This is a genomic window from Sphingobium sp. B2D3C, assembly GCF_025961835.1.
Taxonomy (GTDB): Bacteria; Pseudomonadota; Alphaproteobacteria; order Sphingomonadales; family Sphingomonadaceae; genus Sphingobium.
Genome location: NZ_JAOQOK010000001.1, coordinates 3,356,740 through 3,367,500 on the forward strand (window position 1 = coordinate 3,356,740; position 10,761 = coordinate 3,367,500).

12 protein-coding genes (1 of these 12 only partly in view) are annotated in these 10,761 nt (G+C 64.3%); 6 read left to right on the plus strand and 6 right to left on the minus strand.

Annotated elements, in window-relative coordinates; all coding sequences use genetic code 11:
- Window positions 1–149: 149 nt before the first annotated feature.
- Complete coding sequence (locus M2339_RS15655; protein ID WP_264588400.1) at window positions 150–569, plus strand: hypothetical protein; 420 nt, start codon at window positions 150–152, stop codon at window positions 567–569.
- Window positions 570–664: 95 nt separating this feature from the next.
- On the opposite strand, the gene ppa is transcribed toward M2339_RS15655, so the two are convergent.
- The 4 genes from ppa to M2339_RS15675 form a co-directional block, all read right to left on the minus strand.
- On the minus strand, window positions 665–1,216 hold the full coding sequence (gene ppa / locus M2339_RS15660) for an inorganic diphosphatase (protein WP_181558429.1): 552 nt from the start codon (window positions 1,214–1,216) through the stop codon (window positions 665–667).
- A 19-nt stretch (window positions 1,217–1,235) separates the two neighbouring features.
- On the minus strand, window positions 1,236–3,191 hold the full coding sequence (locus M2339_RS15665) for a M61 family metallopeptidase (RefSeq protein WP_264588399.1): 1,956 nt from the start codon (window positions 3,189–3,191) through the stop codon (window positions 1,236–1,238).
- A gap of 88 nt (window positions 3,192–3,279) precedes the next feature.
- A complete protein-coding gene (locus M2339_RS15670; protein ID WP_264587999.1) occupies window positions 3,280–4,743 on the minus strand; it encodes a carotenoid oxygenase family protein in 1,464 nt (487 codons plus the stop codon).
- 122 nt (window positions 4,744–4,865) lie between these two features.
- Window positions 4,866–5,273: a GFA family protein gene (locus M2339_RS15675; protein ID WP_264585879.1), complete on the minus strand. Its 408-nt coding sequence runs from the start codon at window positions 5,271–5,273 to the stop codon at window positions 4,866–4,868.
- A gap of 95 nt (window positions 5,274–5,368) precedes the next feature.
- Here M2339_RS15675 and hisS point away from each other — a divergent pair, with 95 nt between their 5' ends.
- Window positions 5,369–6,604, plus strand: a complete 1,236-nt coding sequence (gene hisS, locus M2339_RS15680) for a histidine--tRNA ligase (protein ID WP_264587998.1) — start codon at window positions 5,369–5,371, stop codon at window positions 6,602–6,604.
- Between the two features lie 41 nt (window positions 6,605–6,645).
- Here hisS and M2339_RS15685 read toward each other — a convergent pair whose 3' ends face one another.
- On the minus strand, window positions 6,646–6,966 hold the full coding sequence (locus tag M2339_RS15685; RefSeq protein WP_264571835.1) for a GIY-YIG nuclease family protein: 321 nt from the start codon (window positions 6,964–6,966) through the stop codon (window positions 6,646–6,648).
- Window positions 6,967–7,031: 65 nt separating this feature from the next.
- Between M2339_RS15685 and prfA the strand changes: the two genes are divergently transcribed.
- The 3 genes from prfA to M2339_RS15700 all read left to right on the plus strand — a co-directional run bounded on the left by prfA (window position 7,032) and on the right by M2339_RS15700 (window position 10,080).
- Window positions 7,032–8,111 carry a peptide chain release factor 1 gene (gene prfA, locus M2339_RS15690; RefSeq protein WP_264587997.1) on the plus strand — a complete coding sequence of 360 codons (1,080 nt, stop codon included), beginning with the start codon at window positions 7,032–7,034 and terminating at the stop codon, window positions 8,109–8,111.
- Between the two features lie 82 nt (window positions 8,112–8,193).
- On the plus strand, window positions 8,194–9,021 hold the full coding sequence (prmC, locus tag M2339_RS15695; protein ID WP_264606462.1) for a peptide chain release factor N(5)-glutamine methyltransferase: 828 nt from the start codon (window positions 8,194–8,196) through the stop codon (window positions 9,019–9,021).
- Window positions 9,022–9,294: 273 nt separating this feature from the next.
- On the plus strand, window positions 9,295–10,080 hold the full coding sequence (locus M2339_RS15700; protein WP_264587995.1) for a DUF4167 domain-containing protein: 786 nt from the start codon (window positions 9,295–9,297) through the stop codon (window positions 10,078–10,080).
- A gap of 119 nt (window positions 10,081–10,199) precedes the next feature.
- Here M2339_RS15700 and M2339_RS15705 read toward each other — a convergent pair whose 3' ends face one another.
- Window positions 10,200–10,505 carry a hypothetical protein gene (locus M2339_RS15705; protein WP_264571838.1) on the minus strand — a complete coding sequence of 102 codons (306 nt, stop codon included), beginning with the start codon at window positions 10,503–10,505 and terminating at the stop codon, window positions 10,200–10,202.
- A gap of 187 nt (window positions 10,506–10,692) precedes the next feature.
- On the opposite strand from M2339_RS15705, the gene M2339_RS15710 reads away from it, so the two are divergent.
- Window positions 10,693–10,761 carry the beginning of a CBS domain-containing protein gene (locus M2339_RS15710; protein ID WP_264606463.1) on the plus strand. It continues 360 nt past the right edge of the window, so the window shows 69 of its 429 coding nt (coding positions 1–69); it begins with the start codon at window positions 10,693–10,695; its stop codon lies off the right edge, out of view.

Here is a 10,761-nt window from a genome sequence, read left to right on the forward strand (position 1 = left end):
CCTATAGGAAAAGGGGGCGACGAACGGAAGCGAAATGCTGTTTTTTCACCGGGCGGAAAGGGGCGCTCATGGCCCATTCAGGCAGAAGGGGGTAGAGCGGCAATCGGGCGCGGGAAATGGGAAACCGGAAAGGACGCAGGATGCGTTTCATGTCTCGCCTGTTCACAGGCATTATCGGGGTCGCGATGGTCGCTACAGTGCCCGCCGCCGCCCAATCGACTCGCGCAGCAGAGGCGCAGGCCAAAAATGACGCCAAGCTCGCCAAGGCGCTGGAAGGGCGCACCGCCGGAGAGCCGGTCCGGTGCATCAGCCTGAGCAGCGTGCGCTCGACGCAGATCATCGACAAGACGGCGATCATCTATGAGGTCGGCGGCAAGCTCTACGTCAACCGGCCGGTGAGCGGCGCCTCGTCTCTCGACGATGACGATATTCTCGTCACCAAGACGAGCAGCTCGCAGCTGTGCGATGTCGATATCGTACGGCTGGTGGATCGCGCCGGGCACTTCCCGCGCGGGTTCGTCAGCCTGGGCAAGTTCGTTCCCTATGAGAAGGTGAAGACCGCGAGCTGAACTCATTCCGACATAATCTCATAAAAAAGAGGCTCCCGGCGGTGCGCTGGGAGCCTCTTTTTGTATCTGCGGGGCCCGTGCAGTGGGCCAAACGATCAGGCGGCGCTCTTCGCGGCCTTGTTCTGCTGGTAGCGCTCAATGGCTTCCAGCGTGATCTGGCGGGCTTCCGCGCTGTTGCCCCATGTGCCGACACGCACCCACTTCTCGGCCTCGAGATCCTTATAGTGCGTGAAGAAGTGCTCGACCTGCTTGAACACGATGTCGGGCAGATGCTCCTTCTCGGTCACATTGGCGTAATAAGGGAAGGTCGCGTCGTCGGGGACGCAGAGCAGCTTCTCGTCACCGCCATGCTCATCCTCGAGGTTGAGGACGGCGATGGGGCGGGCGCGCACCACCGAGCCCGGGATGAAGGGCGAGCGGGCCACGACCAGCGCATCGAGCGGATCGCCATCGGGCGAGAGCGTGTGCGGAACGAAACCGTAATTTGCGGGGTAGCGCATCGGCGTGTGGAGGATGCGATCGACGAACAGGGCGCCCGATGCCTTGTCGAACTCATATTTCACCGGCTCGCCACCGGTCGGCACTTCGATGACGACATTGAGGCTTTCCGGCGGATTGCTGCCGACAGGAATCATATCGATGTTCATGGTTTTTCGCACCCACAGGTTAATTGACGGAAGTCTCGCCGGTCCGCGCTGTCAGCAGTCGGTCGAGACTGGTTGAACCCTCTTGTGATTTTTCGAGGCGCGGATAGCGCAGGCCGCCGGAATAATCGAGCGTGATCGTGCGATATCTTTTGTCCCGCCTCAGGGTCAGGACGAGCGGATGTTTTTGGGCCGTCGCCCGCACCCCCTCGCGGAAGACATCGGCGGAAAACTCGGTGTCGCCAACCGCCGTGATCGAATCGCCGACCGCGATGGCTGCCTTGAAGGCGGGGCTATCCCAGGTGACGGAGCGCACGACGCCATCTTCCCCGACGATCAGCCCGGGGCCGAAGCTCTGGTCGACATATTTGCTCACGGTCTCGGCGGCCCGAATCGTCGAGTTGGTGATAAGGCCGTAGGTCAGCTTGTAGCCGCCAAGGTCGAACCCGGCCTTGGTGACCTCGCTATTGGTCTGCTCTATCCGCTCGCGCAGTAGCCCGTCCCAATCATAAGCGACGACGCCGTTCAGCGTGTCGATGACATCCTGACGATTGTAGGTCAGCACGCCCCAGTCGCGATCATTCACACCGAAGAAGGCCTTGGCGAAATCATCGATGCCGCGCGCGCCAGCGGTTTCGCGGCGGATGATGGCGTCCACTTCCAGCCAGATCATCAGGCCTTCATTATAATAATCTTCCGAGCGCTGCCAACTCGTCCAGGCCTTGGGGCGGCGGGCCGCGATGATCGGATCGTAGGTGGTGTCGATCACCGGGCGCCAGGTGCGGCCTCTGGTCGCGTCGAGCCGCGCCGCGATGGCGGCCAGCGCATCGAGCGTCTCGGCCTTGCTCAACAGTCCCGAGCGGGCGGAGAGCACATAGCCCCAGAACTGGGTCTGTCCTTCATACACCCAGAGCAGGTCGTCCTGCATGGGCGTGGCGAAATCGGGTGTCCAGAGCATCTCCGGGCGGCGATATTTGCCGTTCCAGCTATGGGTGAATTCGTGCGCGAGCAGGTCGCGGTCGCCCAGCGCGGCCTCCCATTGCGTGAAGTAGCCCAGCGAGACGCCATTTTCGCTGAGCCGGTGATGCTCCAGGCCGATGCCGCCCAGCTTGTCCGAGATGGAGAGCAGGAAATTATAGCGATCATAATGGCGCGCGCCGAACAGCGCGACGGCTTCATCGACAAGGCGGCGATGCAGGTTGATCTGCGGCTCGGTGGCTTTGAGCTCTTCCGGCGTATCGGCAAAGACGCTCAGCCGCACGTCTGGCGCCAGCGCGATCTCGCGGCTGTGGAGCCCTGCGAAGATCGGCGAATCGACCAGCGTTTCGTAATCGGTCTCCTCGTAGCGGACCGTCTTGCCGTCGCGTTCACTGGCCAGCGCAGTCGCTGCGGTCCAGCCTTCCGGCAGCGTGACGCTGGCCTGAATCGGGATGCGGCGGGTGTAGAAGCCGGCCGGATAGAGCGAGACGCTGTCCCACTGCAGGTTGAGCAGCGAGTCGGTCATCACGATCCGGCCCTGATTGCCCGCGGTGGGCGCCAGAAACTGGAAATTGGCGATCACGGCGCCTGCCCCGTCCGGCACGGAGAGGTGAAAGGCGTAGACGTTGAGCGGGTCGCGCTTCCAGCGCAATGGCCGGCCGTCCGCGGTCGTGAAGCTCAGGCCGGCGATCTTCTCGATCTGCCCGCGCGGGGCGTGGTGGCCCGGCAGCCATTCCGGCAGGAGCAGGGTCAGCGGGCCACCGGTCGACATGGGGATGGTCTCGCGGATGGTGATGATGCGCCGGTCCACATCGGTCGCGTCCACCTCCAGCTTGAGCGTGCCGCTGGTCCAGGCGATGTCCCGCGCTTGCGGCACGGTGCTCAGGATCGGCAGCGCGGCGGGTGCAGAGCGCAGCGGCGGCGCGGCGGCATCCTGAGCGAAAAGCGCGCTTGCGGGCAGGGTCAGCAGAAGAAGGGCAGGCAAAAGGCAACGGCGCATCATGGCACTCCGGGGAAGTAGATGCGCCCAGCATGACAAGGGGGTGGCAAGGCGTCCACCCCCTCGCTCTATATCCTATGCTTGGTCTTTAGGCTGCGCGCGGCAGCTTGCTGGCGTCTGCCCAATTGCCATGCAGGCCCGAGCGGATGCGGATCGGCAGCTTGGCGCGGGCGATCGGCCCGGCGGGCAGGTTGAGCGCGTCGAGCACCACCAGATCGGAATAGTTGGTGATGAGATTGTCCACGAGCGCGATGATGTAGCCATCGCCCTCCGGCGCGTCGGCCGAGCGCGGCACGAAGCAGGGCTCCTGGATGATCGATTCCGGACCCGCCCACCAGCAATCCTCGGTGCGTGCGACGAGATCCCAATGGCCGATTTTGTTCATCTTGAAGCCGCTGGCGCGACCACGGAGGAAGTCCATCGGCATGTCCGGGTCCATCACCAGGCCCCAGCCGTGGCGATAGGGCTGGCCGACGAAGCGCTCGTCGATGCGGGGAAATTCGTCGATCCAGTCGGTGAGCTTCTCGATGCTGGCGAATTCTTCACCGTTGGAAGCCAGGTCGACCGTCCAGCGGGTCAGAAAGGGACGCGCCGCCACCGGATCGAAGCTGTCGTCTTGGATGTCCGGGAAGAAGGGGAAGCTGTTCCCTTTCGCCTCGCAGGTGTCGAAGTGAATCTTGGTGCCGTCCTGATAGGCGTTCATGACATGGCTGGCGAAGCAGTTGTCGCGCTTGAACCAGCGAATGTCGGAGCCGTCAGCGCCGCGCTTCAGCACGCCGAGGTAGACCGGGAGCGTCTTGTCGAAGCCGAAATGCGGCTTGCCGGCCTTCAGCCGATCCCAATTGCCGGTGATCGGCACGATGTGGAAGATCACATAATCCTGCGTCAGGCCGAAGTCGTGCATCATGCAATAATAGGGGACCTTGAAGAAGGTCTCGAACAGCACATTGCCCTGCGGGTCGATCTCGAAATAGCTGACATCGTCGGTCAGCACGCCGGTCGCGGCATAGCCATGGTTGCAGAAATTGCCGGTGACGGGGTCGATCTTGCCATGGCCGGAGAAGGTCTGGTTTTTGATCTTGCCGTCAAAATTCGTGTAGCCCTCGGTTTCCAGGCTGAGCGGATCCATGATGAGACAGGGGCTGTCCTCCTTCATCGCATAGAGCTTGCCGGCGTGGACCATGACGTTGGTGTTGGCCGTGCCGCGGATCATGCCCTTGACGCTCTCGTCATCGGTCAGCGGATTGCGATACATGCCGAACAGCGACTTGCCGGCGGCCCGCTCGGCCTTCCACTTGTCGGTCTGGGCGTAGCGCTGGCGGAAATCGACCTTGCCATCATGGAAGTGGAACAGGCTGACCATGCCGTCGCCATTGAAGAACTGATCGTTCTCGAACATCGGCGGGAATTGCGCATCGGGGTGGACGCGATGGAAGGTGCCATTGAGTTGCGTGGGGATTTCCCCCTCGACTTCCATATCCAGAATGTCACCTTCGATGCGCAACGGGCGCAGCACGCCTGTCATGCCGGGCGTATTGGGGTAGTGGGCCATCCGACTCTCCTTGATTGATCTCTCAACAAGTCGAGTGAATGGCCGCTTTCGACAGGGGCGGCGTTGATCCGTGTCAAACCCTCCGCCTCGTCGCGCTTTAGGTGAAGTGGATGGGGCGAACCTTATTCGCCAGGAAAGCGCGCGAAGCTCGGCAGGGCATCCAGCGTGGTCATCCAGTGCGGTCGCTCGGCGGTCTGGATCTGCACTTGCGGCGGCAGCGCCTCGGGATCGTCGAACGTGGCAGCCTGGATGTCGATCAGCCCGGGCAGCGCCTCCGGATTTGTGAAGAACAGGCCCGTGCCGCAGACGGGACAGAAGCTCCGGGTCACCGACGGCGAGGACTGATAATCGCTGACAGAACCGGTCAGCACCGTCACCGCCTTTTCGGCAAAGGCGGCCCAGAGCACCATCGGCGCGCCGGACGATTTGCGGCAGTCTGCGCAATGGCAGAGCGCCACATGCTCAGGCACTCCTGTCGCCCGGTAACGCACCGCGCCGCATTGGCATCCACCTTCCAAACTCTCGCTCATCATCGTCTCCTCAAGCCCAATTTGGAACATAAAGAGAACAAGCTGCACTTGCAAGCCGGTTTCCTTAAAGCGCGATTCCCGCTAGAGGCGCGGCCATGGCGAAAATCGAGACACCCCGGCCCGTTCGCGGCACTCAGGATATGATCGGCGACAGCGCGGACCGCTTCGCGCATGTGGTCGAAACGTTCGAGAAAGTCCGCAAGCTCTATGGCTTCCGGCGGATCGAGGTGCCCGTGTTCGAACAGACGGCGGTCTTCTCCCGCTCGCTGGGCGAAACCACCGATGTCGTCTCCAAGGAGATGTACAGCTTCGAGGATCGCGGCGGGGATTCGCTCACGCTGCGCCCGGAGTTCACCGCCGGCATCGCGCGGGCCTATATCACCGAGGGCTGGCAGCAATATGCGCCGCTCAAGGTTGCGACGCACGGGCCGCTGTTCCGCTATGAGCGGCCGCAAAAGGGACGCTATCGCCAGTTCCACCAGATCGATGCCGAGATCATCGGCGCGGCCGAGCCGCTGGCCGATGCCGAACTGCTGATCTTCGCCGATCAGTTGCTCAAGGAGCTGGGCATCAGCGAGGGCGTGACGCTGACGCTCAACACGCTGGGCGATGCCGCGAGCCGCGATGCGTGGCGCGAGGCGCTGGTTGCGCATTTCGAGGGGCACAAGGCGAGCCTGAGCGAAGACAGTCTGACCCGGCTCGAAAAGAACCCGATGCGCATCCTCGACAGCAAGGACCCGCGCGATCAGGCGGTCGTGGCGGACGCGCCGGATATCGACGCCTATCTGACCGAGGAGGCGCAGGCCTTCTTCGAGAAGGTGACCGACGGGCTGAAGGCGGCCGGCGTGGCGTGGACCCGCAATGCCCGGCTGGTGCGCGGGCTGGATTATTATCGGCACACCGCGTTCGAGTTCGTCACGGATCGGCTGGGCGCGCAGGGGACGGTGCTCGGCGGTGGACGCTATGACGGGCTGATCGAGACGCTGGGCGGGCCGGCGACCCCGGCGGTCGGTTGGGCGGCGGGGATTGAGCGGCTGGGGATGCTGCTGGGTGACAGTGGCTCGCAGAAGCTGGATGCCGTCATCGCTCTGGAGGATGATGGTCTGCTGAGCCTGGCCATGCGCGGCCTCACGGCTTTGCGCCAGGCTGGACACTCCGCTGACCTCGTAGCGACGGGCTCGGCTCGCAAACGCTTTGACAAGGCGGCGAAGATCGACGCGCATGCCCTTATATCCCTCGGGACGCGCGACGGTGCGATTTATCTCAATGTGCGCGGAGACGGCAGCGATACAGCAGCGCGTGCCGAAGCGATGATCAGGTCCATCGGATGATTGGTTGCACTGCTCCTTTCTCCCGTCACCCTGAACTTGTTTCAGGGTCCATGGAGCAGCGGCTCGGCCAGTCCCCACGTCACGGCGAGGTCGGCCCAGTCGGGATTGTTCGCTTCAATGAGGTTGATCTTCCAGGCGCGATGCCAGCGCTTGAGTTGCTTTTCGCGGCTGATCGCCCCGTCCATGGTCTCGAAGAACTCGGCATGGACGAGGCGGTAAACGCGGTAGCGCGAGGTGAAACCCGGACACTCGGCGGACCGGTGCTGCCCAATGCGGGCGGGGAGATCGGACGTCACGCCGACATACAAGGTTCCGCGTTTCTGGCTGGCGAGAATATAGGTGCACGGGTTGCGACGTCGCATGCCCCCATCATTGCCGTGCCATGGATGCTGAAACAAGTTCAGCATGACGGGGGCAGGGCGCAGGCATGACCACCATCTCCCCCGATCGCATCGCTGCGATCCTCCGGCGGCAGGATGAGGTGCAGGCGCAGATGGCGCGGCCGGATCTTGATCCGGCGGAGTTCGTGCGGCTGTCCAAGGATTATGCCGAGCTCGAGCCGGTGGTGCAGGCCGCGCGGGCGGTTGTGTCGTTGCGCGCCGAGCAGGGTGAGCTGGAGGCGATGCTCATCGATCCCGAAATGAAGGCGATGGCGCAGGAGGAACTGGAGAGCCTGCGCGCGCGGCTCCCGCAGGCCGAACATGCGCTGGCCGTGGCGCTGCTCCCCAAGGATGCGGCGGATGCCCGCCCGGCGATGCTGGAGATTCGCGCCGGCACGGGTGGAGATGAAGCCGCGCTGTTCGCGGGCGATCTGTTTCGCATGTATCAGCGCTATGCCGAGACGCAGGGCTGGCGCGTCGAGATCATCTCGGCCAGCGCGTCCGAAGCGGGCGGCTTCAAGGAAGTGATCGCCAGCGTGACCGGCACTGGGGTGTTCGCGCGCATGAAGTTCGAGAGCGGCGTCCATCGCGTGCAGCGCGTGCCGGTGACGGAGAGCGGCGGGCGCATCCACACCTCGGCGGCGACCGTGGCCGTGCTGCCCGAGGCCGAGGATGTCGACGTGCAGATCAACGAGGCGACCGACCTGCGGATCGACGTCTATCGCTCGTCCGGCTCGGGCGGGCAGCATGTGAACACGACCGACAGCGCCGTGCGCATCACCCATTTGCCGACGGGTCTCGTCGTGACGCAGCAGGACGAGAAGTCCCAGCACAAGAACAAGGCGAAGGCGATGAAGGTGCTGCGCACACGCCTCTATGAAGCCGAGCGCGAGCGCACGCAGGCGGAGCATGCGGGCGCGCGCAAGGCGATGGTCGGCTCGGGCGACCGCTCGGAGCGCATCCGCACCTATAATTTCCCGCAGGGCCGCGTGACCGATCATCGCATCAACCTGACCCTGCATCGCCTGCCGGAAATTCTCGAAGGCCCTGGACTAGACGAGGTGATCGCCGCGCTCATCGCCGAGGATGAGGCTGCGCGGCTGGCGCAGCTCGACATGGCGGCGTGAGCGGCGGGGGTGTGTCGACCATGAAGCCGGGCGTGGCGGGCTGCTTTGTCCGGGTCTCCTGCCTGCGCAGGAGTACGAGCTTGTGAGCGGGCTGCCCGATTGGCTGCGCGCCGCCACGACCGCTCTGGGCGCGGTCAGCGATACGCCCCGGCTCGATGCTGAACTGCTTGCCGCCCACGCGCTGGCGATGAGCCGCGAGGAGATGATCCTCGCCATGCCCCGGCTCTCCTGCCCCGAGGGCGCCGATGCGCTGCTTGCCCGGCGGCTGGCGCATGAGCCGATCGCCTACATCACCGGCAAGCGGGATTTCTGGACGCTGACCCTGAAGGTCGCGCCGGGCGTTCTGGTGCCGCGACCGGACAGCGAGACCCTGATCGAGGCGGCGATCGCGCAGTTCGAGGGGAGGCGGGCGCCGGGGCGCATTCTCGATCTCGGCACTGGCTCGGGCGCGCTGCTGCTGGCGGCGCTGGATGTCTGGCGGGAGGCGAGCGGCATTGGCATCGATGCCTCTGCGGCCGCGATCGAGATCGCGCGGGAGAATGTCTTGCATTGCGGGATGGATGGGCGGGCTGAGATCCGCGCGGGGGACTGGGCCGAGGGGATCGACGAGTGCTTCGACCTCATTCTCTGCAACCCGCCTTATATCAGCACGTCCGCCATGCTGCCCCCGCAGGTGCGCGATCATGAGCCAGCCAGCGCCCTGTTCGCGGGAGCCGACGGACTGGACGATTATCGGCGGCTTGCCGCGCAGACGGGCGACCGCCTCGCCGCAGGGGGCGCAGCGATCTTCGAGATCGGTTTCGACCAGGAGGAGACGGCCGGCGCACTGTTTCGGGAAGCCGGCTTCCATGTCGCGGTGCGCCGCGATCTGGCCGGGCGGGCGCGGGCGCTGGTGCTCACCAGGGCATAGGGCTGCGCTTTTTCACGGCTCCCAACGATTTTCGCTTGGTTTGATGCACGGGAACGACTATCTGCCAGTTTCAGGACCACTGTTGCAAACGCGCGAAGCGCTTGCGTGAGTGGTCTGCTCCCACAGTTTTGGCGGCGTTCTGGAATTGGAGCCGTTGGCCGAAGCGCGGGGCGAGAGCGGTGTCAAAACCGTTCCGCCAACGATGTGTTGTATAGCGCTTGGGGCCATTGATCGGGAACGCCGGGTTTTAGTCGAGAGCATAGGGACGAACCTTTGATCAATAATCGTCAGGCCGGTCGCCGTCGCGGTCGGAATAACCCGCGCCAAGGGGGCGGAGGCAATCGCGGTAACGGCGATTCGGGCAACCGGATCGACAGCCGCGCACGGGGCAATGCGCCTCAGCTTCTCGAAAAATATCGCAATCTGGCGCGCGACGCCCAGATGTCCGGCGATCGGGTGAACGCGGAATATTATCTGCAGTTCGCCGATCACTATTTTCGCGTCCTCGCCGACAACCGTGCGCGGCAGGAGGAGCAGCAGGGCCGCTTCCGTCGCAACGACGATGGCGATCAGGACAACAGCTTCGACAATGACGAGCTGATCGACGGCAGCGAGGATGGCGACGAGTTCGCACCGCGCCATCAGGATTTCCGTCAGCAGGACAATCGCAATCAGGACGAGCGCCCGCGCCGCGATCGTGGGCGGGACCGGGACGGGCAGGATCGCCCGGCACGGCAGGAGCCGCGTCAGGACCAGGGCGAGCGTGCGGAACGGGCAGAGCGGCCCGAGCGTGCTGAACGCCCGGAACGCGCCGAGCGCCCGGAGCGTGCTGAACGCAAAGAGCGTCAGCCGCGCCGTCCGCGCGTTGCCAATGATGACGAAACCGATCGGGATGAGGGCGAGATCGGCCTTCCCGGTCTGCCGCCCTCCATCGCCCGCATCGAATCGGATGAGCCCGAGGATCGGGCCGAAGCGCCGGCCGAGGTGACCGAGGCCACGGAAGCGCCCGCAAAGCCGCGCCGGGGCCGTCGCCCTCGTGCGACCGAAGCGGCGGAATGATCTGATCCGGAGCCGCTCTCTTTGAGGGCGCGGACGTGTGATCCGGTTCGACCAAATCAAAAGAGCACGATCGGCCATATAGCTGATCGTGCTCTTGTCGTTTCAGGCGCTGAGTGGGCCTAGCGCTCGGTTGCCTCGAGCAGATCGTCGCTCAGCGGATCTTCGACGCTCTGGTCATGTCCCGTCCCGCTCGAGAGAAACATCAGGCCCATGAGCGCCGCCGCCATCATGATGGTGGCGAACACGCCACCGACGACCATGCCGAGGAAGACCCAGGGCAAGGGACCGCGCAGCCACCAGAGCAGCCCGGCGACCGCAAGACCGACCAGCAGCGACACGCCGGCGATCAGCCACAGGATCTTGCGGAAGCGCGCCCAGGCAAAGCGGGCGTAGCGGGGATCATCAAGAGTGGAAGGTTCGGCCATATGCCGCCCATATGGGAGAGCGGCGGTGCGGATCAACCATCGTGAGCACGCCTCCTTTGACGCTCGCGCCTGACGCGCGCATAGTCTGTCACAACGAGACCGTGCATCCGGTCTGCAGCCAGGATGTCGACCGGCCGGTCCGTGCAGCGCCCTCATATGGAAGGGCTGCAAGACAGAGGAGAGGCCGATGACCATCAGAACATTGCTGGGCGCATCCTATAAGGACGTCATCTGTGCGGCGCGGACGGACAGCGTC

What these genes read in the sequence shown, in the direction of transcription:
- M2339_RS15655 (WP_264588400.1), top strand. Translation starts at nt 150, where the DNA reads ATGTCTCGCCTGTTCACAGGCATTATCGGGGTCGCGATGGTCGCTACA.
- M2339_RS15670 (WP_264587999.1), bottom strand. Translation starts at nt 4,743, where the DNA reads ATGGCCCACTACCCCAATACGCCCGGCATGACAGGCGTGCTGCGCCCG.
- prfA (WP_264587997.1), top strand. Translation starts at nt 7,032, where the DNA reads ATGACCACCATCTCCCCCGATCGCATCGCTGCGATCCTCCGGCGGCAG.
- hisS (WP_264587998.1), top strand. Translation starts at nt 5,369, where the DNA reads ATGGCGAAAATCGAGACACCCCGGCCCGTTCGCGGCACTCAGGATATG.
- M2339_RS15685 (WP_264571835.1), bottom strand. Translation starts at nt 6,966, where the DNA reads ATGCGACGTCGCAACCCGTGCACCTATATTCTCGCCAGCCAGAAACGC.
- M2339_RS15665 (WP_264588399.1), bottom strand. Translation starts at nt 3,191, where the DNA reads ATGCGCCGTTGCCTTTTGCCTGCCCTTCTTCTGCTGACCCTGCCCGCA.
- M2339_RS15705 (WP_264571838.1), bottom strand. Translation starts at nt 10,505, where the DNA reads ATGGCCGAACCTTCCACTCTTGATGATCCCCGCTACGCCCGCTTTGCC.
- ppa (WP_181558429.1), bottom strand. Translation starts at nt 1,216, where the DNA reads ATGAACATCGATATGATTCCTGTCGGCAGCAATCCGCCGGAAAGCCTC.
- M2339_RS15675 (WP_264585879.1), bottom strand. Translation starts at nt 5,273, where the DNA reads ATGAGCGAGAGTTTGGAAGGTGGATGCCAATGCGGCGCGGTGCGTTAC.